The 23,052-nt window shown below is 35.3% G+C and carries 20 protein-coding genes; 16 read left to right on the top strand and 4 right to left on the bottom strand.

Features of this window, described 5'->3' with window-relative positions; genetic code table 11:
- Window positions 1-220 precede the first annotated feature (220 nt).
- The 5 genes from thrS to rplT all read left to right on the top strand — a co-directional run bounded on the left by thrS (window position 221) and on the right by rplT (window position 5,125).
- Window positions 221-2,155 carry a threonine--tRNA ligase gene (gene thrS, locus MHH98_RS05000; protein WP_038187733.1) on the top strand — a complete coding sequence of 645 codons (1,935 nt, stop codon included), beginning with the start codon at window positions 221-223 and terminating at the stop codon, window positions 2,153-2,155.
- A 251-nt stretch (window positions 2,156-2,406) separates the two neighbouring features.
- Window positions 2,407-3,597, top strand: coding sequence for an iron-containing alcohol dehydrogenase (locus MHH98_RS05005; RefSeq protein ID WP_038187732.1), 1,191 nt, complete (start codon window positions 2,407-2,409; stop codon window positions 3,595-3,597).
- Between the two features lie 369 nt (window positions 3,598-3,966).
- The gene (gene infC, locus MHH98_RS05010) at window positions 3,967-4,473 is read left to right on the top strand and encodes a translation initiation factor IF-3 (protein WP_038187731.1); all 507 of its coding nucleotides are present in this window, start codon (window positions 3,967-3,969) and stop codon (window positions 4,471-4,473) included.
- Between the two features lie 37 nt (window positions 4,474-4,510).
- Complete coding sequence (rpmI, locus tag MHH98_RS05015) at window positions 4,511-4,711, top strand: 50S ribosomal protein L35 (RefSeq protein WP_038187730.1); 201 nt, start codon at window positions 4,511-4,513, stop codon at window positions 4,709-4,711.
- Between the two features lie 54 nt (window positions 4,712-4,765).
- A complete protein-coding gene (gene rplT, locus MHH98_RS05020) occupies window positions 4,766-5,125 on the top strand; it encodes a 50S ribosomal protein L20 (RefSeq protein ID WP_038187728.1) in 360 nt (119 codons plus the stop codon).
- Window positions 5,126-5,288: 163 nt separating this feature from the next.
- Here the strand turns inward: rplT and MHH98_RS05025 are convergent, their stop codons facing one another.
- Entirely contained in the window at window positions 5,289-5,732 is a 444-nt protein-coding gene (locus MHH98_RS05025) for an RrF2 family transcriptional regulator (RefSeq protein WP_038187725.1), read from the bottom strand.
- Between the two features lie 168 nt (window positions 5,733-5,900).
- Here MHH98_RS05025 and hmpA point away from each other — a divergent pair, with 168 nt between their 5' ends.
- The 4 genes from hmpA to MHH98_RS05045 all read left to right on the top strand — a co-directional run bounded on the left by hmpA (window position 5,901) and on the right by MHH98_RS05045 (window position 10,926).
- Complete coding sequence (hmpA, locus tag MHH98_RS05030; RefSeq protein WP_038187722.1) at window positions 5,901-7,085, top strand: NO-inducible flavohemoprotein; 1,185 nt, start codon at window positions 5,901-5,903, stop codon at window positions 7,083-7,085.
- 297 nt (window positions 7,086-7,382) lie between these two features.
- The gene (locus tag MHH98_RS05035; RefSeq protein ID WP_340713518.1) at window positions 7,383-8,834 is read left to right on the top strand and encodes a DUF5776 domain-containing protein; all 1,452 of its coding nucleotides are present in this window, start codon (window positions 7,383-7,385) and stop codon (window positions 8,832-8,834) included.
- A 261-nt stretch (window positions 8,835-9,095) separates the two neighbouring features.
- On the top strand, window positions 9,096-10,556 hold the full coding sequence (locus MHH98_RS05040) for a DUF5776 domain-containing protein (protein WP_340712263.1): 1,461 nt from the start codon (window positions 9,096-9,098) through the stop codon (window positions 10,554-10,556).
- A 109-nt stretch (window positions 10,557-10,665) separates the two neighbouring features.
- Window positions 10,666-10,926 carry a DUF1294 domain-containing protein gene (locus tag MHH98_RS05045; RefSeq protein ID WP_038187719.1) on the top strand — a complete coding sequence of 87 codons (261 nt, stop codon included), beginning with the start codon at window positions 10,666-10,668 and terminating at the stop codon, window positions 10,924-10,926.
- Between the two features lie 298 nt (window positions 10,927-11,224).
- On the opposite strand, the gene MHH98_RS05050 is transcribed toward MHH98_RS05045, so the two are convergent.
- Window positions 11,225-11,602, bottom strand: a complete 378-nt coding sequence (locus MHH98_RS05050; protein ID WP_038187713.1) for a hypothetical protein — start codon at window positions 11,600-11,602, stop codon at window positions 11,225-11,227.
- Window positions 11,603-11,686: 84 nt separating this feature from the next.
- Here MHH98_RS05050 and MHH98_RS05055 point away from each other — a divergent pair, with 84 nt between their 5' ends.
- From MHH98_RS05055 to MHH98_RS05085, 7 genes are all read left to right on the top strand, one after another.
- Window positions 11,687-12,172, top strand: a complete 486-nt coding sequence (locus MHH98_RS05055) for a dUTP diphosphatase (protein WP_038187711.1) — start codon at window positions 11,687-11,689, stop codon at window positions 12,170-12,172.
- Window positions 12,173-12,243: 71 nt separating this feature from the next.
- Window positions 12,244-13,332, top strand: a complete 1,089-nt coding sequence (locus MHH98_RS05060) for a M42 family metallopeptidase (protein WP_038187710.1) — start codon at window positions 12,244-12,246, stop codon at window positions 13,330-13,332.
- A 138-nt stretch (window positions 13,333-13,470) separates the two neighbouring features.
- Window positions 13,471-14,436, top strand: a complete 966-nt coding sequence (argF, locus tag MHH98_RS05065; protein WP_038187708.1) for an ornithine carbamoyltransferase — start codon at window positions 13,471-13,473, stop codon at window positions 14,434-14,436.
- A gap of 303 nt (window positions 14,437-14,739) precedes the next feature.
- Entirely contained in the window at window positions 14,740-15,576 is an 837-nt protein-coding gene (locus MHH98_RS05070; RefSeq protein ID WP_038187706.1) for a metallophosphoesterase, read from the top strand.
- A 102-nt stretch (window positions 15,577-15,678) separates the two neighbouring features.
- Window positions 15,679-16,326 carry a response regulator transcription factor gene (locus MHH98_RS05075; RefSeq protein ID WP_038187705.1) on the top strand — a complete coding sequence of 216 codons (648 nt, stop codon included), beginning with the start codon at window positions 15,679-15,681 and terminating at the stop codon, window positions 16,324-16,326.
- 118 nt (window positions 16,327-16,444) lie between these two features.
- Complete coding sequence (locus MHH98_RS05080) at window positions 16,445-17,689, top strand: sensor histidine kinase (RefSeq protein WP_200866442.1); 1,245 nt, start codon at window positions 16,445-16,447, stop codon at window positions 17,687-17,689.
- 37 nt (window positions 17,690-17,726) lie between these two features.
- The gene (locus tag MHH98_RS05085; RefSeq protein WP_038187695.1) at window positions 17,727-20,033 is read left to right on the top strand and encodes a glycoside hydrolase; all 2,307 of its coding nucleotides are present in this window, start codon (window positions 17,727-17,729) and stop codon (window positions 20,031-20,033) included.
- A 132-nt stretch (window positions 20,034-20,165) separates the two neighbouring features.
- On the opposite strand, the gene MHH98_RS05090 is transcribed toward MHH98_RS05085, so the two are convergent.
- Window positions 20,166-21,140 carry a bile acid:sodium symporter family protein gene (locus tag MHH98_RS05090; protein ID WP_038187691.1) on the bottom strand — a complete coding sequence of 325 codons (975 nt, stop codon included), beginning with the start codon at window positions 21,138-21,140 and terminating at the stop codon, window positions 20,166-20,168.
- Window positions 21,141-21,371: 231 nt separating this feature from the next.
- On the bottom strand, window positions 21,372-22,757 hold the full coding sequence (locus MHH98_RS05095) for an FAD-binding oxidoreductase (protein WP_340712264.1): 1,386 nt from the start codon (window positions 22,755-22,757) through the stop codon (window positions 21,372-21,374).
- Between the last annotated feature and the right edge of the window lie 295 nt (window positions 22,758-23,052).

Below are 23,052 nucleotides of genomic sequence, written 5' to 3' on the forward strand. Positions count from 1 at the left end.
TCGAAACAAAAGCGTTTTTTAGCTTTTGTCCGAGAAAGTGGAAGTGACCTCGAGAGTCTGGCCGCTGAAGCTAGAAATTTATCTAAATGCTGAAGCGGCCCACTTAAAGGAAAAAAGTCTAAAAACGCCACGTCCTGTGGCAACGACAGCGTGACCCGCATCGTGCGGCCCTAAACCTCTCGTAAGGCTAAAATAAATAAAACTAAAAGGAGATTACAAAATGGCAGACATGATTAATTTAAAATTCCCAGATGGCGCAGTAAAGGAATTTTCAAAAGGTACAACAACTGAAGAAATTGCACAATCAATTAGCCCGGGACTTCGTAAAAAAGCAATCGTTGGTAAATTCAACGGACAATTAGTAGATTTAACAACACCTTTAGAAGAAGACGGTGACATTGCAATCGTAACACCTTCTGATTCTGAAGCATTAGAAGTAATGCGTCATTCTACAGCTCACCTTTTAGCGCAAGCTGTTAAACGTATGTTCCCTGGTGTAAAACTTGGAGTAGGTCCAGTAATTGAAGGTGGTTTCTACTACGATATCGACTCACCAGAACCAATCACTGCTGATGATCTTCTGAAAATCGAAAAAGAAATGAAAAAAATCATTTCTGAAAATATCGTCATCACTCGCCAAGACATATCACGTGCTGAAGCAATCGAACGCTTCACTGCAATTGATGATGAATATAAATTAGAACTTATCGAAGCTATTCCTGCAGATGAGCAAGTATCAATCTACGAACAAGGCGATTTCTTCGACCTTTGCCGTGGTGTACACGTTCCATCTACAGGTAAGATTAAAGAATTTAAATTGTTATCAATCGCTGGTGCATACTGGAGAGGTAATTCAGATAACAAAATGCTACAACGTATTTACGGAACAGCATTCTTTACAAAAGACGATCTAAAAGCACATCTTCAAATGCTAGAAGAAGCAAAAGAACGTGATCACCGTAAAATTGGTAAAGAACTTGAATTATTCACTACTTCTCAAAAAGTAGGTCAAGGTCTACCGTTATGGTTACCAAATGGTGCGACAATTCGTCGTACAATTGAACGTTATATCGTAGACAAAGAATTGTCTCTTGGTTATAAACATGTTTATACTCCTGTATTGGGTTCAAAAGAGTTATATGAAACTTCAGGACACTGGGCACACTATCAAGATGATATGTTCCCACCAATGGAAGTGGATAACGAAACATTTGTATTACGCCCGATGAACTGTCCACACCATATGATGGTTTACAAATCGTCAATGCACTCATATCGTAACCTGCCATTACGTATTGCTGAACTTGGTACAATGCACCGTTACGAAATGTCAGGTGCTGTATCAGGACTTCAACGTGTACGTGGTATGACTCTAAATGATGCGCATATTTTCGTTCGTCCAGACCAAATTAAAGAAGAATTTAAACGTGTAGTAGAATTAGTGCTTGGAGTTTATAAAGACTTTGATTTAAATGATTACTCATTCCGTCTGTCTTACCGTGACCCAGCTGATACTGAAAAATACTTCGATGATGATGCAATGTGGGAAAAAGCGCAAGGTATGCTAAAAGAAGCAATGGATGAACTAGGCTTAGATTACTTCGAAGCTGAAGGCGAAGCAGCATTCTATGGTCCAAAACTTGACGTTCAAGTAAAAACTGCAATTGGTAAAGAAGAAACTTTATCAACAGTTCAACTTGACTTCTTATTACCAGAACGCTTTGATCTAAGCTATGTTGGTGAAGATGGTAAACCACATCGTCCTGTTGTTATCCACCGTGGTGTTGTATCAACAATGGAACGTTTTGTAGCTTTCTTGATAGAAGAATACAAAGGTGCATTCCCAACTTGGTTAGCGCCAGTGCAAGTAGAAATCATCCCTGTATCAAACGAAGTTCACTTCGACTATGCAAAACAAGTAGAAGAAAAACTTCAAGCAGCAGGCTTCCGTGTTGAAATGGATGATCGTGAAGAAAAACTTGGCTACAAAATCCGTGAAGCACAAATGAAGAAAATTCCTTACATGCTTGTATTAGGTGATAAAGAATTAGAAGCAGGTAGTGTAAACGTACGTCGCTATGGCTCTCAAGATTCTGAAAGCATTGCGATTGAAGATTTCTTAGTGAATTTAAAAGCTGACGTTTCTTTTGAATAAGTAATTTCTAATAATAGAAAGGTGACTGAGACATTAATGTCTCAGTCACCTTTTTCGTATACTCTTAATCCTAAAAAAATATCATCTTGCTATTTTTTGATAAAACATTTGCTTTAAGTTACCTTATTTCCTTATTTAATTACAAAATATGTCAAAATTAGAAGTTGAGAATACTTGATGTATAGATGATACTAGAAAAGTAGTTATTGCATGTAATTACAAACCATTTGAGTCTAAGGAGGAATTTATCCATGGGTGTACAAAGCGAATTTAATATGCCGTCTATTAATTTATTTGGAGCTGGGACAATTCAAGAAGTAGGTAGTCGTTTAAAGGGCTACAACGTAAAAAAAGCACTTCTTGTTACAGATGAGGGATTGCACAAATTAGGTTTATCCGAAACACTAGCAACAATTATTCGAGATGCTGGTGTGGATGTAGCAATTTTCCCTAAAGTCGTACCAAACCCAACGGATATTAATGTAGCAGAAGGATTGGAAGTATACCAAAACGAACGCTGTGATGCGATTGTGTCATTAGGTGGCGGTAGTGCACATGATGCGGCTAAAGGCATTGGCATTGTAGCAACGAATGGTGGTAAAATTTCGGATTATGAAGGTGTCAATTTATCAAGTAATCCTTTACCAACATTTATTGCTGTTAATACAACTGCTGGAACGGCGAGCGAAATGACAAAGTTCACCATTATTACTGATACAACAAGAAAAGTAAAAATGGCGATTGTCGATAAGCATGTTACTGCACTTGCATCGATTAATGATCCTGAGTTAATGGTTGGTATGCCGCCACAATTAACTGCGGCTACTGGTCTGGATGCACTGACTCATGCGATTGAATCCTTTGTTTCTACTGCAGCTACACCAATTACCGATGCGTGTGCAGTGAAGACGATGCAGTTAGTAGTAGAATATTTACCACGTGCTGTAGCAAATGGTGAAGACATGGAAGCTCGTGAACAAATGGTTTATGCACAATTTTTAGCAGGTATGGCATTTAACAATGGTTTACTTGGTTATGTCCATGCGATTGCACACCAATTCGGAGGTTTTTATGACCTACCACATGGTGTATGTAATGCGATTTTATTACCGCATGTATGTCGTTTCAACCTAGTGGCAAAAGTAGATCGTTTTGCGGAAATTGCTAAACACTTAGGTGAAAATGTAGAAGGCTTAAGCCAACGTGATGCAGCCGATCTTGCTATTGCTGCGATTGAACGTTTATCAAAAGACTTAGGGATTCCAGCTGGTTTTGCGGAACTTGGTGCGAAAGATGAAGACATCGAAACATTAGCAAAAAATGCAATGTTAGATGTTTGCGCTGCATCGAATCCACGTAAACCAACATTAGACCAAGTCCAAGAGATTATTCGTAATGCATGCAAATTCCCAGTAAAAGAAAAAACTTTAGTGAATGTATAATAAAAACTAAACGAAAGTATCTACGCTCATATTAAGCGTAGATACTTTTTCTTTTAAAAAAATGTCGAGTGAAATCATTGACAACATAGAATAGGTATGATAAATTTATAAAGGTTAATGAATACAAAGTTTGTGGTTGAAGAAGAGGCTGCCCGCTTCTCACCTGTTTGACTCATCAGTTGATGTTTACAGGTTACATGATAGAACGGATCACGCATTAAGGCGTGTACATATATCGGCGGGCGGACATTTCGACTATGTCCGCTCGTTTTTTTGTGGACATCGAAATATTCGTACCGATCATCGGGCAACTAGCCCAAACCATGTATTCGCGACACTATTTGGAGGTGGATTGTTATTAGCAAAGACATGTATGTAAACGAAGGTATTCGCGCACGTGAACTTCGTGTTATCGACCATAACGGTGATCAGCTAGGAGTTAAGACACGTAACGAAGCTTTGGAGATTGCCGAACGCGCCAATCTGGATCTTGTCCTTGTGGCTCCTCAGGCCAAACCGCCAGTCGCTCGTATTATGGACCATGGTAAATTTAAATTCGAGCAACAAAAGAAAGACCGTGAAGTACGTAAAAATCAAAAAGTTATCGTAATGAAAGAGGTTCGCTTGAGCCCATCTATCGATGAACACGATTTCCAAACGAAATTACGTAACGGCATTAAGTTCCTTGAAAAAGGAGACAAAGTTAAAGCATCTATTCGCTTTAAAGGTCGTGCAATTACGCACAAAGAAATTGGCCAACGTGTATTAGACCGCTTTGCTGCAGCTTGTGCCGAAGTATCTACGGTTGAATCTAAACCGAAGATGGAAGGCCGTAGCATGTTCTTAGTTTTACAACCAAAGAACGAAAAAGAGTAATTTTATAGTTACACGAACAGTTTAGGAGGAATTCGACATGCCAAAAATGAAAACTCACCGTGGTGCTGCGAAACGTTTTAAAAGAACGGGTACTGGTAAATTAAAACGTGACCGCGCATTTGGTAGCCACTTATTCGCGAACAAATCAACTAAAGCGAAACGTCACCTACGTAAAGGTCAATTAGTTTCTTCAGGAGACTACAAACGTATCAAGTCTCTACTTGCTTACATGAAATAATTCGATTCGAAAACATACAAATTCATACTATATGAATAGCAGGAGGTAATCACTATGCCACGCGTAAAAGGCGGTACAGTAACGCGCAAGCGTCGTAAAAAAGTTTTAAAATTAGCTAAAGGGTACTACGGTTCTAAACATACTCTTTATAAAGTAGCTAACCAAGCAGTAATGAAATCAGGTCAATATGCATATCGTGACCGTCGTCAAAAGAAACGTGATTTCCGTAAATTATGGATCACACGTATCAATGCAGCAGCTCGTGTAAACGGTCTTTCATACAGCCGTTTAATGCACGGTTTAAAACTTGCTGAAATCGAAGTTAACCGTAAAATGTTAGCTGATTTAGCAGTAACTGATGCACAAGCATTCGCTCAATTAGCAGATGCTGCTAAACAAGCAATCGCAAAATAATTCAAGCTTACTAGCATGATTGTAAGAAACTCATGAATCTTAGATTCATGAGTTTTTTGTTGGATAAAAATAAGCATAAGTACAGTATGCTTATTTATATGTATTTTTTGCAAATAAAAAAGAGATAATCTTTAATCACCTTTGATTAAGAGATTATCTCTTTTTATTTTTGGTTAGGAAATAACAATGCAGCCAATTCCTCTTTGGAGTGAAGAAAATCATCTAATGTATAGGTATCCAGAACAGCAATATATGCATGTAATGCTTTATTCAGGGCACCCTTTAAACTGCAGACAGGTGAAATAATACAGCCCACAGATTCTGGATTAAAACAATCTACAAGGTAGAAGTCCTCCTCGGTTTGCCGGACTAATTTTCCTATGACAATATCTTTTGGTTTTAAAGCTAATCTGATACCCCCACCTCTACCTCGAACAGTTTCAATGTAACCTAATTTCCCGAGTTCGTGCGTAACTTTCATCAAATGGTTTTTAGAAATACCATAAGCATCTGAGATTTCTTTAATTGTAGAGAGATCTTCAATATTTTTCGCGCCAAGATACAATAAGACCCGTAGAGAATAATCTGTATACAAAGTTAAACGCATTTGATTCACCACCATTTCTGTTTACATTATAACACGGCATTGAATTGTGTCTAAAAATTTAAAAGATGTATTTTAAATGTGTCTTTTATGTTAAAGATGTATTTTAGATATTGCTTTAAAGTAGAAATAGGCGTAAATTATAGACAGTTAAGAAAAGGAGTGTTTGATATGTTATCTAAGTCAACAATGGAAATTGTGAAATCAACAGCACCAGTATTGGAAGTCCATGGTAAGGCCATTACAACAGTGTTTTACCGTAATCTATTTGAAGCACATCCTGAACTATTGAATATATTTAATCATGCAAATCAAGCGAAAGGGCGTCAACAAACTGCTTTAGCAAACACTGTTTATGCAGCAGCAGTGCATATTGAAAACCTAGAAGCCATTTTACCCGTAGTAAAACAAATTGCTCATAAACACCGTAGCTTAGGCATAAAAGCAGAGCATTATCCAATTGTCGGAGAGTTTTTATTAAAAGCTATTAAAGAAGTTCTTGGTGATGCGGCAACAGATGAAATTATCCAAGCGTGGGGAGAAGCATACGGCGTAATTGCTGATGCATTTATCCAAACAGAAGAAGCAATGTACAAAGAAGCGGAAGCTCAAGAAGGTGGCTGGCGCTACTTTAAAGAATTCGTGGTAGCGAATAAAATACAAGAAAACGAGAAAATCGTTTCAATTTACTTAAAACCTGCGGATGGAAAGAAACTACCTGTATACAAACCAGGTCAATATATTACTGTGCAAATTGAAATCCCAGGAGAAAAATACTTGCATAACCGTCAATATAGCTTATCACAAGCACCTGGTGACGATGCATACCGAATTTCAGTTAAACGTGAAGATGAAGGACATCCAAATGGAATCGTATCTGTTTATTTACATGACCAGTTAAAAGAAGGCGATACATTGCAAGTAAGTGCTCCAGCTGGTGATTTCCAACTAGATACGACTTCAACAGCACCAGTAGCATTCATTAGTGGTGGTGTTGGTATCACACCATTAATGAGTATGTTTGAAACGCTTGCGACTATAGATGCTGATCGTCAGACAGCATTCATCCATTGTGCTCGCTCAGAAAATTACCATGCATTTGGACAAGAAATTGATGCTGTATTAGCGAAAATGCCAAATGCTAAATATTTCAAGTTAAATTCTGATGAGCCTAATGGTATTATCAATCGTGAATTTATACAACAACAAGTAGTTGAAGGTAGTAACGTTTATGTATGTGGTCCAGTTAACTTTATGGAAGCAGTTATTAATGACTTATATGCATTAGGCTTCACAGAACCACAAGTACATTTTGAATTTTTCGGACCAGCAATGCAATTAGAAATAAAAGCATAGAACGTCAAACGCCATTAGTAGTGTAAAAACTTCTAGTGGCGTTTTATTGTGAAAAAACAACAAAATATTAAAAAAGTCATATGAATTATACTTTTACGGAAAAATAATTGTGTTTTATAGGTCTAAAGTTTTTTTAGAATAATAATTCAGATTGTATTGAACTAGTGAAAGAAATAAAATTCGTCTTAATAGTGGATGTTAGAAAACGTTTGAATTTGTTAAACTCATAGAGTTCAAAGTCTAGAAACATAGTAGGATGACTTTAGAAGAAGGGATAAGGGGATTTAAACATTGAAAATGAAACAGTTTTTACTTGCACTTGTTTGCATGACAGTAATTTGTTCTATTAGTATAACAACATTTGCAGAGGAAAATTTAGAGCCAGCTAACCCAGATAGTACAACTGAATGGGATAAAGAAGAAAAAGCACCATATAAAATGAATGCTAGGGTACAGTCCGCTGAGCCGGTAATTGCTGATATTTCGAAATGGCAATATTCAATTGATTGGGCAACAGCTAGTAAAGTGCTAGATTTAGCGATTATTCGTACTCAATATGGTAGTGGTTTGGAAGATACATATCATAAAATATATGAAGCAGGAGCATTGCAATACGGTGTGCCATTCGGTGTATATTCATATAGTGTAGCTAGATCTACTGCAGCAGCGAGAATTGAAGCAAATACTTTTTATGATCGTGCCAATAAAAACGCAAAATTTTATGTAATTGATATTGAAGAAACAGCAACTGATGGAGAAAGTGTACGTGATATCATCAATGCTTATGTAGCAGAATTACGTAAGAAAACAGATAAGAAAATAGGCGTCTACATTGCTCATCATTTATACAATCAATTAAATATTGATACATCAAAATTTGATTTTGTGTGGATACCTAGATACAGCAATACCAATACACCACCGGATTATGAGTATCACTTATGGCAATATACGGACCAAGGAAAAGTGGCTGGAATTAATACAAATGTAGATTTAAATAGATTAAATCCAAATGTGTCATTAGATTTCTTTACAAAAGATAGTAGCGAAAATAATAAACCTATTGATCTATCAAATTACTATACTAAGAACCCTAAAAAAGTTGCTATAAGAAAAAAAGTGAACCAATACAATAATAAAAATTTCACTACTTCACGAAAAACAGGTTCATTAAGCAAAAATACAATTGTTGAAGTAAAAGGTATGGATTACTCTAGTAAAGGAATTCCAAGATTGATGTTAGCTAATGGGATGTATATTACAGCTAGTAAAAGCTATGTCACAAAATTAATTTCAAATATTGACGATTATTATACGTCTGTTCCAAAGAATGTCGTTCTAAAGAAAGGAGTAAGAACTTATAGCAGTACAAGTTTTACAGCTGCTAAAGAAGTATCTAAGATAAATAAAGATAAGATTGTTAGTATTGCGGATATTGATTATACAACGGGTGGTGCACCACGTTTGAAGACCACTTCGGGAACCTATATAACTGCAAATAAAAAGTATGTATTAAAAACGACAGCGAAAATTTCGAATTATATTACTGTTAAACCTAGTAAAGTAAAAACAGTAAAGAAAATTTATCAATATAAAAGTACTTCCTTAACTACTGCAAATAGAGATATAGCAATAGCAAAAGGGAAATCATTAAAAGTATCTGCTATTGTCTATACAAATGGTGGTACACCAAGATTAAAATTATCAAATGGCTACTATATAACTGCTAATAAAAAATACGTGCAGTAATAGTAGATAGGAGAAAACAATGGATGGGAAGTCTAGCTCCCATTCATTGTTTTTCTTTTATTTTCATTTTTGATTTGTGGAATATAACATTTTGCAACTGCTGTGATATATAACTGTTAGAGGAATTTAAAGTTCGTAAAGGAAATGATTTGAAGTTGTGTTCAATTTGTTATATAGACTTTGTTATGCTTATGTAGGCTATTACTAGATTGTTTCAAACATATTGAAATAGCAATAAAATACATAAGGAGATACATAAATATGAAAAGACTGCGTTACATGACAGCACTATTATGTTTAGTCACTGTGAGTTTTTTTGCCGTGCAAATTGCTTCGGCAGATGAATTGAGACCTGCTAATCCAGATAGCAAAACAAAGTGGGAAACCGAACCTGAATTGAAAGCCAATTCCACTATGAGCTTACGCTCTGCAGAGCCGGTTATTGCAGATATTTCTAAATGGCAAGGGACTATTGATTGGGCAACAGCAAGTAAGAATTTAGATCTTGTTATTATTCGCACACAATACGGTTCAATCTTAGAGGATATTAAACATAAGGAATATGAAGCTGGTGCTCTCAAATACGGCGTACCTTTTGGAGTATATTCATATAGCCTAGCAGAATCTACTGCGGATGCGAAAGAAGAGGCAAATTCTTTTTACAACCGCGCTAGTAAAGATGCTAAATTTTATGTATTAGATGTTGAAGAAAATACGAGTAAATCAGGCGAAAGTATGCGTACAATTATCAATGCATACGTGAAGCAACTGCGTACTAAAACAGATAAAAAGATAGGTGTATACATTGCGCACCATTTATATGAAGATTTAAATATTGATACATCGAAATTTGATTTTGTGTGGATTCCACGTTACAACAATACGAATACTGCCCCAGCTTATAATTATAATTTATGGCAATATACAGATAAGGGAATCGTACCTGGTATTTCAACCTATGTAGATCTAAATCGTTTAAACCCAAATACGCCACTGCATTTCTTTACTGAAGAAGCTGATGCTGAAACAGCGGGGAATGATGATTATTATACAACTAACCCCAAAAAAGTAGTTGTTAAGAAAACAGTTTATCAATACAGTTCGCCAAGTTTTTCCACTGGAAATAAAGGAGCGGCATTGAAAAAGAATTCTATAGTGTCAGTTTCAGGAATCGTGAATACTGCAAATGGAACTCCACGATTAAAATTAACAAATGGTCAATATATTTCGGCAAATAAAAAATTTGTTCAAAAAGTAACAAGTAAAATTGATCAATACTACACAACGGTGCCAAAAAATATTGTCGTGAAAAAAGGGTTAAATGCATATAAGAGTGTAAATCTTACAACTAGTAATAAAATATCAGGTGTCAAAAAAAATACTATCTTAACTATTAAAGATATTGAATATACGAAGAATGGTACACCGAGATTAAAAACGACATCGGGTTCATATATCACTGCGAATAAAGATTATGTATTGAAATTACCTACTAACTATTATGATTACTGGACGATTAACCCTGGCCAAGTGAAAATTGCTAAGAAAGTCTACCAATATAAAGGTACTTCTTTCACTACTGCTAATAGAGGGAAAGCAATTGCAGTAGGATCTACTGTCAAAGTAAGTAGTATTGCATATGGAACAAATGGTACACCACGATTAAAATTAACGAATGGTTATTATATTACAGCGAAGAAAACTTATGTAAAAGCAAAATAAATAGTATAGTATTCGTATAAGTATATATAATTGTAATAATAAGTAAAAACACACAGCAATTGGACTGTGTGTTTTTTATAATAAAATATCTCTTTGGAAGGAGAATAAGATGAGTGCAATTATACTTTATTGGATATTATTAATGTCTGCGATCGGCTTTATTTTAATGGGTTATGATAAGCGAAAGGCTATTAACCATGAATGGCGTATTAGAGAAAGGACATTATGGCTTGTTGCGCTTTTTGGAGGAGGAATAGGTTCGTATATAGGTATGCGTATTTTTCGTCATAAAACGCAACATACCTCCTTTGTCTTTGGATTACCAGCAATCGCGGTAATTTATGCGGTCATTTCGTTAGCTATTTATTAATGAAAAAGTATCGTCATAAAAAGAAGGTACATTTCCGACTGTAGACAAACTCGAAGAAATTCGAGTTTATCTACGTTTTTTTTTCTTTTGAAAAATAGATAAGACTGTTGATTTCCACTACGGTGGACGCTTTCCATGGACGGGCGCTTAGTCGCTTCGTAGCTACGCTCCAATCAACTAAACATGTAATATAAAAAAATCTTTTGAAGTTAGGAAAATGATGATTAGAAAAAATGAGCATTCTGAATACCTTTTGTCTACATACTGAAAAGTACCGTCTTAAAAAGACGGTACTTTTTTACTTCATCAATTGTTCGATTGGGTTTTTCCAGCTAATTGTTGCGTTTGGATAGTGACGACGGATTTCGCTTTCTAAAAATAGAATATCTTCTTTCTTTAAACCTTGAAGTTCCATTTCATTTTTCGTATCAATGAAAATGGATACGACTTCTAATATGTCGTTAGCTGATCCTAGATATTTTTCACCTTCAAACATAGCGCCTTTATAAGATATAAAAAAGTTCTTTCGTGCATTTTTGGAATCATCATAGAAGTAATAACTTCTACGTTGTACCGCATCATTGAATTTTCGCCTTGGATTAAAAAAGTAGCGAATGACTTTATACATGACATATAAAATGAGTACGACTAATAAAACACGAATGAGAACAAGCATCTACAGTTCCCCCTTGTACAAACATTATCCTTTCCTATACGATAGAAGAGATTGAAAAGTTTCAAAAATGTTAGGAGAATTATAATGAATTTACAAAAACTTTTTACAATGCAGCAACAACTTGATGCATTTATTGAAGAAACACAACAAATTACAAAGGATGTATTCCGTGAAAAAGGACTAGCATTACTTGTTGAGTTAGGTGAACTAGCAAATGAAACGCGTTGCTTTAAATTTTGGAGCACAAAAGGACCATCTGAGCGTTCGGTAATTTTAGAAGAGTTCGTGGATTCTATTCACTTTTTATTGTCATTAGGTATTATGAAAGGTTTCGATGATTTAAAAGAGTGGCCAATATCTAACCGCGATGGAGATTTGACGGATCTCTTCATCCAGACAGAAGGTGCGGTTTTAAACTTCATCCTTAAGCCAGAGAGAGCGCAGTATGAAGAAGCATGGATATTGTACGGTGCACTGGCGAATGCACTAGATTTTACAGCCGAAGATATCGTGCGAGCGTATGTATCAAAAAACGAAAAAAATTATGAGCGTCAACGTAACGGATACTAAAATATTTTTTGAAAATTGCCTATTATTGCATTATAATAGTTAAAGATTCGAATATTTAGGAGGTCGAAATAATGCAACAATTGGATGAGACTTTAACAATGTTAAAAGAACTAACTGACGCACGTGCTGCTTCAGGTAACGAACGTGAAGCGCGCGAGGTAATGAAAAAGTACATCGCACCTTTCGCAGACAGAATGGATAGTGATAATTTAGGTGGAGTAATCGCTGAAAAAGTGGGCGATGCAAACGGCCCTAAAGTTATGATAGCTGGCCATTTAGATGAGGTTGGCTTCATGGTCACTCAAATTGACGATAAAGGCTTCTTAAAATTCCAAACAATCGGTGGCTGGTGGTCACAAGTAATGTTAGCACAACGGGTGCAAGTTATTACGCGTAAAGGTGAAACGATTATTGGTGTAATTGGTTCTAAACCACCGCATATTTTACCAGCAGAAGTACGCAACAAACCTTTCCAAATTACAGATATGTTCATCGACGTCGGCGCTACTTCTAAAGATGAAGCAGAAGGATGGGGTATCTTACCTGGCGATATGGTCGTACCTTATTTTGAATTTACAGTGATGAAAAACGAAAAACATTTACTTGCTAAAGCATGGGATAATCGTATCGGCTGTGCGATAGCAATTGAAGTATTAAAAGGGCTAAAAGACGAAAAACATCCTAACATCGTTTACGGATGTGGTGTTGTCCAAGAAGAGGTTGGTTTACGTGGAGCTAAAGTAGCGACGCATAAAATTCAACCTGACATCGGTTTTGCAGTTGATGTAGGTATTGCTGGTGACACACCAGGAATTACATCAAAAGAATCGACAAGTAAGATCGGTGCTGGCCCACAAATTATTATTTATGATGCTTCGATGATTGCACATAAAGGTATACGTGATCTTGTGGTGGATACTGCAAATGAAAATGGCATCCCGTTCCAATATGAAGCCATTCCAGGAGGAGGTACAGACGCAGGTGCAATACACATAACTGCAAACGGTGTACCATCTTTATCTATCGGTATTGCAACGCGCTATATTCATTCACATGCAGGTATTTTACATCGTGACGACTTTGAAAACACGGTCAAATTAATCATTGAAGTGATTAAGAAACTAGACCGTGATACAGTGAATAAAATTATCTTTGAATAAGACTTATATTAAACTCCTTTGCTCACATGAGTAAAGGAGTTTAATTTTTTTGAAAAAACATAAAAATGCATTTGATTTAATATTTATGCATATGTATAATGGTCATTAACAATAAAAACAAAAGGGAGCGGATCATATATGAAACTTTTAGAATTAGTGCAGTTAAAATTAGTAGAAAGCTTAAAAGGTAAAGATTTAATTTCACTTATAGATTATACAAGTGAGGAAGTACAAGGCTTACTGGACTTATCCATTCAATTGAAAACAATAACTAAAGAAGGTAAATGTCCTCCGTTATTAGAAGGAAAAACGTTGGGAATGATTTTCGAAAAGCATTCTACACGCACGCGTATTTCGTTTGAAGTTGGTATGAATCAACTAGGTGGTAAAGGTATGTTCATGCATGCTCGCGATTTACAAATCGGTCGTGGGGAATCTGTTTATGATACAGGGCATGTACTATCCGGTTATTTAGATGGTATTATGATCCGTGCAAATTCACATGAAATGGTAAAAGAACTGGCTGAACACGCATCAATTCCTGTTATTAACGGTTTGACAGACCTTGCTCACCCATGCCAAGCGCTTGCTGATCTTGAAACAATTGCTGAAGAAAAAGGTCATGTGAAGGGCTTAAAGCTAGCATATATTGGTGATGGAAACAATGTAGCGCACTCATTAGTAGTAGCAGCAGCACATGTAGGAATGGATGTTGTCGTAGCGACACCTAAAGCGTATGAACCAAGCGAAGCGGTCATGAAAAAAGCAGCTGAAATTGCAGCTACAAATGGCAGTACGGTTTCATTCACATATGACCCAGCAGAAGCAGCAAAAGATGCTGATGTCATTTATACAGATGTATGGACTTCAATGGGGCAAGAAGAGGAAGCTGCAAAACGATTAGCAGACTTTAAAGACTACCAAATTAACGATGCATTAGTAGCGAACGCGAAAGCAGATTATATGTTCTTACACTGCTTGCCAGCACATCGTGAAGAAGAAGTAGCTACATCTGTTATTGATGGACCAAACTCATTTATCTTCGAACAAGCTGAAAACCGTCTTCACGCTCAAAAAGCTGTATTGGCTTCGGTTTTAGGATAATTATTCATTTCGAAATATAACAATAGTTTACGAACGCAATTTTGTTATCAAAAATTAAGGATAGGTAAGGCAAAGAGTATTTGCCTTACCTATCTTTTTTTGTTTCAGGATGGGTTAAGGGATTGTATTAATAAAATACAGTATTCTGTAACATTCACGTAACAGACTTGGCTTAGTCTAGTCCAAGATAGCTTTTCGGGGTATAGAAAATAGAATTAAATTGCGGATAGCATTCAAAACTGTTAACTCTGAATAGACCATGATTAGAAGCTAATAATTCCAAGTTAGAATGGTAGTGTAAAAGTGAAAAGGATAATTATTAATATCATAAAATGGCTAATTATATTAAGTATAGTTGTGGCGGGAATGGTTATATATTCATTTAAAATAGAACCGAAACGCCTTGTTACAAAGGAGTATGAACTTGAACTTACGTCAGGAGGAGAAAGTTCGCTAAGGGTAGTGCAATTTTCAGATGTACATTTAGGTCCGAATTATTCGCTAGAGCAGCTTGAGAAGCTTGTAGTGAAAATTAACGGACTTCAACCTGATGTAATAGCTTTTACTGGAGATTTAATGGATGTACCATCTCAATTTGAAGACAGGTCAAAAATAAGTGCGATTTTGGGTAAACTAAGTAGTAAATATGGAAATTATGCAGTATGGGGAAACCATGACCGTGGAGGCGGTGGAGTCAGGTTTTATGAAGATATAATGAATACCTCTGGATTTAAGCTACTAACAAATGAAAGTAGTACAATAGAGCTTGAAAATGGAAAGATAGTAAATATTATAGGGTTGGATGAAGCAATGCTTGGAAATCCTGATATTCCAAAAGCGTATTCAGGTACTAGTAATCAGGGAATGAATCTCCTTATACTACATCAGCCTGACCTTATAGAAGACGTAGGGTATGACAATATTGATGTAGCACTTGCAGGACATAGTCATGGAGGACAAGTTGATGTGCCATTGATTGGTCCTATATATACGCCCCCTCTTGCAGAGAAATACACTAAAGGGTTATACGAGCTTGGCATTCATAAGTATCTATATGTGAATAGTGGAATCGGAACGACGAGGATTCCAGTTCGGTTTTGGAATCCTGCAGAAATATCGGTGTTTAACATAACTCTATGAAATGAATATAAAATGTAAAGCGTCAAATAATGTCCCCGTCCCCTGGATTGTGCATTATTTGGCGCTTCCCTTTATATTTGTAATCGGAAAGGAGAGCAGAAAATGAATATTCTAATTGCCGATGATGAACAGCATATGGTTAAAATACTTTCAGCCTATTTAAAAGATGAAGGCTTCAATATTCTAGAGGCAAGGGATGGACAGGAAGCATTGGAGATTTTTGAAACAACTAAGATTGAATTGGCAATTTTAGATTGGATGATGCCTAAAATTGATGGAATAGAGGCATGTAAATATATAAAGGAAAACAGTCAAACAAAAGTTCTAATACTAACAGCAAAAGGTCAAAATGAAGACGAATTACACGCTTTCCATGGTGGAGCAGATGAATACATAAAGAAACCATTTGATCCACGAATATTAATATTAAGAATAAAAAAGCTATTAAATATGAGTGAAGAAATAAAAGTGAAAGATATTCTGATCAAAGAGAACGAAAAGAAAGCATATAAACAAAAAGAACCTATCCAACTAACAAAAATAGAATATGATTTATTGCTTATCTTTATAAAAAATAGAGGTGTGATTTTATCGAGGGATAAGTTGATTGATTTAGTTTGGGGCTTGGATTATGAGGGAGATCATAGAACTGTAGATACTCATATCAGAAGATTAAGAACTAAAATTGGGGATGACCTGATTAAAACCTATAGAGGCATTGGATACTGCCTGGAGGTGAAGGAAGATTAAAATTAGGAACAAGTTTTCCATTGGTATATCATCCGTTGTAATTTGCATCTTTATATTCTCAATACTTGCGAATATATTTTTGGTAGACAGATATTACATTCATGAGCAAAGAAAGATTTTGGATAAGGCGGCAAGCGATATACTCAAGGTGTCTAATAAGACCATTTTAATTGATTTGAATGAGATAGAAGAGAAATACGCTATAACTATTGTCTATTCAGAAGCAAGTGGAAGTTTGGATCAAATTAATGAAAGAATGATTCTGGAGTTTGAAAAGAAAAAAATAAAGCTAAATAAATTTTGGCTTACTGAACAAACGTTGGATAAGTTGCAGGAAAAAAGCGTTAATAAGATATACGACCAAGGGGTAAGTAAATATAAAGTTTTGACTAAATTTATGAAAATAGATAATTATATAATCGCTATTGGATTGCCGTTGCCACATATGGAAGATACTATTTCTATAATAAATAGATTTAATATTGTTTTGATGTCCATTTCTGTCATTTTTATTGTCTTTTTAGTAGTGATGATATCCAAAAAAATCACAAGACCATTAGAATCTTTGAAAAATTTATCTCAAGATATTGCCAATTTAAATTTTAGGAAAGAAGAGATAATGACAAATGATGAAGTAGGAGAACTAGCAAAAAGTATAAACATTATGAGTGGGAAATTAGAAAAAGCCCATGAGGAAATTAATAGTCAAAATAAGCGTTTGAAAGAACTAATGTCAGATATATCCCATGAGTTGAAAACGCCACTATCATTAGTGAAAATATATGAACAAGGAATTTCGGACGGTCTGGATGACGGTACTTACAGAGACACCATTGAAGAACAGATTGAAAAAATGAATGCACTAATAGAGAAGCTATTATTTTGGACAGCGTTAGAGAATGGTTCATTAAACAAATCTATTTTTGATATTGGAAAAATAATTATTGAAATGACAAAGAAGTACAAGCTAATCCTACAGGAATACGATATTAATTTATCCTTAAGTATTGATGAGAGCAAAGAATATTTGATTCAAGCTGAAAAAGAAGGAATTGATATTGTACTCGATAATTTAATTACCAATGCTATTAAATATTCCTATGATAAGAATATTGAAATTCATTTAACGAAAAACAACAATGCAGTGAAGCTTACGATTGCTAATGGAATAGGGGAAATGAATGAAAATGATTTAGAAAATATTTGGAGACCCTTTTATGTACTTGAAAAATCAAGAAGTAAGGAGCTTTCAGGAACAGGGTTGGGCTTACCTATCATCAAGACAATTTTAGATAATCACAATTTGGATTATGGATTTGAATTGAAAAATAGTAAGTTAGAGTTTTTTGTCACATTCGTGTAACAAGCCTAGGTTAGTCTAAGACTAGGAGGTGCGATACATGAAAAAAATAATATCTATCGTGTTAATTGTAGTCCTTGCTACTAGTGTTCTTACAGGATGTGTTGGCAACGAAAAAAGGCCAAGCAAAGAGGTCTACACGCAAAAAGATAATTTAGATTTTAACTTTAGTGTAGATCCTGAAACCTTTACGTTTGAGGTGGAATCCAATGGAACTACGGAGAAGGCTTCAGAACCATTGGAGAAAATGAAAGTTTCAAATTTAAAAGACGATGGGGATAACATTAGCTGGACCTATGCAGAGCAGAATCTAGATATAGATATCGAAAAGAAAGATAAGTATGTTGATATTACTGTCAAATCCAATAAAGATGAAGAAAATATGTTTTCTTGGCCAAAAGTGAAAGGTAATGGATACTTACTCCCATTAAATCAAGGAAAGTACATTCCAAGCGATGATTCAGTTTGGAAATACTATCTAAATGAAGAAAAAATGAAAGTGATTGAATCTTTCTCCATGCAGTTTTTTGCAGTTGATAAAGATGAATATTCGTTAGTATATATTATTAAAAACCCCTACAATAATGAAATTGCTTTTGATACAAAAAAAAACATAGAGTTTACTTTTAATCATGAGTTTCCATCTATCAATCAACAGAAGGAATATGGTTTTAGAATTTATTTAACGAAAAAAAATCCAGTACATGTTGCCAAAACTTATAAAAATTATTTAATTGAGCAAGGTGACTTTAAATCTTTAAAGGAAAAGGCTGAAGAAAATAATAATATTGAAAAACTTTATGGTGCCCCTCATATTTATTTTTGGGACAGAACTGTAATTTCAGAAGAAAATATACAATGGGCAAAATTGAAAAGTAGTTTCCCCGATAAGTTGAAATTATGGATTCAGGAGTTATTAGCTACTAAAGTTGAAGATGGGGCAGAGCTTGCAGCCGCATATGAGGATTTAAATAATTACGATTACGTAGACAAATATACTAAAAATAGAATAGTAAAAAGCCTAAGTGCTGTCATGCAACTAAAAGAATTCTATAATACGGAAGTATTTACTAAAGAGGATAAAGAAATTCAAAAGCTAATAAATAAGAAAATAGACAAATTAAATCCAGTAGAATTAATTGAACTTAATAAGAGGTTATTAAAAAGCGAGCTTGGTAACGTAGTGGACCCAATAGAAAAGTGGGCAGATGCAAATACTATAGATGTCATAAAAGATATGAAGCATTCAGGGTTAGCGAATTTATGGATAGGTTTAGATGACTGGCAAGAAGGGTTTATTAAACCAGAGTTAGTAATAGAAGCAGAGAATCAGGGATATTTAATCGGCACTTACGATTCGTATCATTCAATCCATGAACCAGGTAAAGAGCAGTGGGAAACGGCTAAGTTTAAGGATACTTCATTGTTTGAAGAAGCAACGGTAACGAATAAAGATGGAAGAAAAATTGAAGGATTTCAAGGCGTAGGTAGAAAGTTGAATCCGACATTAGCAATGCCGAGTGTGAAAGAAAGAGTAACGTCAATTTTAAATACTGGTTTACCATTTAACTCATGGTTTTTAGATACAGATGGCACTGGAGAAATCTTTGATGACTACTCACCAGAACATACTACTACTGAAGCGGAGGATGTCCAAGCTCGAATTAAGAGAATGGAGTATCTACAAAAAGAATGGGGAATGGTAGTCGGAACTGAGGGCGGTAATGATTTTGCTAACAAAACGATTGCTTTTGCACATGGAATAGAAACTCCCTCATTTTCCTGGATGGATGAGGATATGGGCAAAAATAAAGAGAGTAATTATTATGTAGGAAGATACTATTCAAGTACTGGCGGAGTCCCTGAGCTATTTTCTAAACAAATACCAGTGAAGGATAAATATAAGAAACTATTTTTGGATTCAAACTATACCATACCGTTATATAAATTAGTTTACAATAACTCTGTAATCACGACTTATTGGTGGGGATGGGGAACACTAAAAATAGCAGATGAAATTGAAAATAGAATGTTGTATGAAGTACTTTACAATGTACCTCCTCTTTATCACATTGATAAATACGAGTGGAAAAAGTACAAAGATACAATAATAAACCATTCTAAAGTGTGGTCAAGTTTCAGCAAAAAGGCAATAAAGGAAGAAATGACAGATTATAAAATTCTATCAGATGACAGATTAGTCCAAATGACTGAATATGGTAAATCATTAAGCGTGGTAGCAAATTTCTCTGAAAGTGAATTTGCTGTTCAAGGTGAGAAAGTACCTGGGAAATCAGTGTTAATCATTGATGGAAATAGTAAAACCATTTATACACCAGAGAAGTAAGTGTAAAATAAAGTGTATTGTAACCAATCAATTTAAGGTGAAGACTATTCTTGCCAAAACATATTTAATCCCCACCTGAAAGATGAACAGGTGGGGATAATTTTGAATTCGGACAAGAATTCTTATCTCATTTTATGCTTTTTGTGTAACCGTGGAAGTAGCCTTCTCAACCTCAACTTGATCTACAGGGCGTTTTGACCAATATGTTGCAAGAATTGGTCCGGAGATATTATGCCATACAGCACCGAATGTACTTGGTAAGGCAGCTAGTGGACCAAAGTGTGCTGCAGCAAGTGCTACACCTAATCCAGAGTTTTGCATACCAACTTCAATAGAAATGGCACGTTGGTCTTGTAAAGAAAGGCCACATAATTTCCCTGCATAGTAACCTAATAATAAACCTGCTCCGTTGTGTAAAAATACAGCAAAGAATACTAGTAAACCAGCAGAAGCGATTTTATCTTGGTTACCTGAAACTACTGCAGATACTATAATAATGATAGCGAAAACGGAAATTAAAGGCACAATTGAAATACTTTTATCAACGATAGTTGGCAAGAATTTGCGAACAAGTATACCAAGTGCGATCGGAACGATAATAACTTGGATAATAGACATAAACATAGATTTTGCATCTACAGGCATCCATTGACCAGCTAATAACAATAATAATAATGGTGTCAAAATAGGTGCAAGTAATGTAGAGACAGAAGTCATTGTAATCGATAAAGGCACGTTACCTTTTGCTAAATACACCATAACATTAGAAGCAGTACCACCTGGAACAGAACCTAGTAATACAAGACCCGCAGCTAGTTCTGAAGGTAATTGCAAAATGTAAGCGATCGCAAGTGCTGTAAGTGGCATAATCGTAAACTGTGCTACGATTCCGATGAGTACGGGTAATGGTTTTGTCAAAACGAGTTTAAAATCATTAGCCTTAAGTGTAAGTCCCATTCCAAACATAACGACTCCAAGTAATATCGTAATATATTGGCCGAATCCTAAAAAAGGTGTAGGTGCTAAATAAGCTATTACGGCAATCAGCATTACCCACAGAGCAAAGTATTTTCCGATAAATGTGCTAAACGTTTCAAGTATTTTCATTTGTGCAACATCCTTTCTTTATCTCTCTGATAAATTTTTAAAAGAGGATAGACATAAAATACAAAAGTAAGTATTACATCATAATAAATTCAAATAAATATATTATTCTGAAAATTTATAATAATACATTTATTATAATGGTGATTAAGCAGATTACAAGAGAATTTTAAAAAAACTAGTAAAAACCCCGCTCCTAATATTAAATAGTAGCGGGGTATCACATTATATATCTTATTCTTCGATACGAACGATTTTACCTGGATTCAAAATATTGTTTGGATCAAGTGAGATTTTAATAGCTTTCATGACATTATATGATTCGCCATGCTCTTTAGCTTGGTATTTTTGTTTCCCGATTCCAACGCCGTGTTCTCCAGTACAAGTACCGTTTCGATCTAATGCAAATTGTACGATAGCTTCATTAAAAGCATCGGCTCTCTTAACTTCCTCTGCATCTTTCATATCAATCATAACTATCGCGTGGAAATTACCATCACCGACATGACCTAATACTCCACCTGGAAGATTAGCTGCATTTAGTTGTTCACGTGCAAAATGAACAGCATCAGCTAAGTCTGAGATGGCTACGCAAACATCTGTTACCATTTGTTTTTTACCAGGATGACCGTGTGTATAAGCGTAAGCTAAGTTATGACGAGCATCCCAAAGTTTTGTACGAGCAGTATTATCAGATTCGAACTGTACTTCTACACAACCATGATCCTCCATAATTTCACGTGTAAATATCACATCTTGTGCTAAACCTGCTTCATTACCGTGAAATTCGATAAATAGAGTTGGTTTTTCAGGATAATCAGTGTCGCAGTAATGATTTACTTGGCGAATAGACTCTTCGTCGACTAATTCAACTCGTGCAATCGGAACGCCGACTTGTAAAATAGAAGTAACAGCAGCAATTGCATCTTCAACTGTCGGGAAGACAGCACGAGCAGCCGTTTCAAATTCAGGAATACCATAAACCTTTAATGTAAGTTCTGTGAAGCAACCAAGGGTACCTTCAGAGCCTACAAATAAACCATTTAAATGATAGCCAGATGATGATTTTGCAGCTAAATTACCAGTGTGAATAATTCTGCCGTCTGCTAAAACAACTTCTAAGTCACGTACTTGGTCGCGCATGACGCCATATCGTACAGCCGTTGTGCCGCTCGCGTTTGTCGCAGCCATCCCGCCTAAAGTAGCATCTGCACCAGGATCTACTGAGAAAAAGAGACCGTGTTTTTTAAGTTCTTTATTTAACTGCATTCTTGTGACACCAGGTTGTACTTTTACAAGTAAATCATCTTGACGAATTTCTAAAATTTTATCCATTAAAGAAAAGTCAATCGTAATACCATTTTGATAAGGAATAACATGACCTTCTAAACTAGAACCTCTCCCAAAAGGTACTACAGGAACTACTAGCTCGTTTGCCAGTTTCATAATTTCACTTACTTGTTCCTTCGTTTTAGGGAAAACAACGATGTCTGGAAGGGAAGCCACATGATATGATTCGTCTTGACCGTGTAGCTCTCTCACTGTCTCGTTAACAGAAACTTGATCTCCGTCTAGGAATTGTTTTAACGCTTCTACAATGTTATCAACTGCTACTGTCATTTCAATTCGCCTCACTTTAAATTTTTGAAGAATCCGAAATATGATTATTTTCGGATAATTAACGATGTAATAGAATTTATTATAATATGGCCACGATATTACGCAAGACAAAATATGGATAGAGCTGTTTTTATAGAATGTTAGTTAGGAATAGCTAAATTCCATACACTAAAGATTACATTTATGTTACAGTACATGTCGAAATATTGTTTTTCATATAGCAGAAGTATAGACTGGAAAATAGTCAAGTAAAAAAACATAGCAAAACACCCATAATATTACATAGAAAAGTAGA

This window comes from Viridibacillus sp. FSL H8-0110 (assembly GCF_038003565.1).
GTDB classification, from domain to species: Bacteria; Bacillota; Bacilli; order Bacillales_A; family Planococcaceae; genus Viridibacillus; species Viridibacillus arenosi.

Excerpts from the sequence above, each read along its gene's own strand:
- MHH98_RS05025 (WP_038187725.1), bottom strand. The coding sequence starts at position 5,732 with ATGCGTTTAACTTTGTATACAGATTATTCTCTACGGGTCTTATTGTAT.
- MHH98_RS05040 (WP_340712263.1), top strand. The coding sequence starts at position 9,096 with ATGAAAAGACTGCGTTACATGACAGCACTATTATGTTTAGTCACTGTG.
- MHH98_RS05060 (WP_038187710.1), top strand. The coding sequence starts at position 12,244 with ATGCAACAATTGGATGAGACTTTAACAATGTTAAAAGAACTAACTGAC.
- MHH98_RS05050 (WP_038187713.1), bottom strand. The coding sequence starts at position 11,602 with ATGCTTGTTCTCATTCGTGTTTTATTAGTCGTACTCATTTTATATGTC.
- hmpA (WP_038187722.1), top strand. The coding sequence starts at position 5,901 with ATGTTATCTAAGTCAACAATGGAAATTGTGAAATCAACAGCACCAGTA.
- rpmI (WP_038187730.1), top strand. The coding sequence starts at position 4,511 with ATGCCAAAAATGAAAACTCACCGTGGTGCTGCGAAACGTTTTAAAAGA.
- MHH98_RS05075 (WP_038187705.1), top strand. The coding sequence starts at position 15,679 with ATGAATATTCTAATTGCCGATGATGAACAGCATATGGTTAAAATACTT.
- argF (WP_038187708.1), top strand. The coding sequence starts at position 13,471 with ATGAAACTTTTAGAATTAGTGCAGTTAAAATTAGTAGAAAGCTTAAAA.
- rplT (WP_038187728.1), top strand. The coding sequence starts at position 4,766 with ATGCCACGCGTAAAAGGCGGTACAGTAACGCGCAAGCGTCGTAAAAAA.
- MHH98_RS05035 (WP_340713518.1), top strand. The coding sequence starts at position 7,383 with ATGAAACAGTTTTTACTTGCACTTGTTTGCATGACAGTAATTTGTTCT.
- MHH98_RS05090 (WP_038187691.1), bottom strand. The coding sequence starts at position 21,140 with ATGAAAATACTTGAAACGTTTAGCACATTTATCGGAAAATACTTTGCT.
- infC (WP_038187731.1), top strand. The coding sequence starts at position 3,967 with ATGTATGTAAACGAAGGTATTCGCGCACGTGAACTTCGTGTTATCGAC.
- MHH98_RS05005 (WP_038187732.1), top strand. The coding sequence starts at position 2,407 with ATGGGTGTACAAAGCGAATTTAATATGCCGTCTATTAATTTATTTGGA.
- MHH98_RS05055 (WP_038187711.1), top strand. The coding sequence starts at position 11,687 with ATGAATTTACAAAAACTTTTTACAATGCAGCAACAACTTGATGCATTT.
- MHH98_RS05085 (WP_038187695.1), top strand. The coding sequence starts at position 17,727 with ATGAAAAAAATAATATCTATCGTGTTAATTGTAGTCCTTGCTACTAGT.
- thrS (WP_038187733.1), top strand. The coding sequence starts at position 221 with ATGGCAGACATGATTAATTTAAAATTCCCAGATGGCGCAGTAAAGGAA.
- MHH98_RS05045 (WP_038187719.1), top strand. The coding sequence starts at position 10,666 with ATGAGTGCAATTATACTTTATTGGATATTATTAATGTCTGCGATCGGC.
- MHH98_RS05095 (WP_340712264.1), bottom strand. The coding sequence starts at position 22,757 with ATGACAGTAGCAGTTGATAACATTGTAGAAGCGTTAAAACAATTCCTA.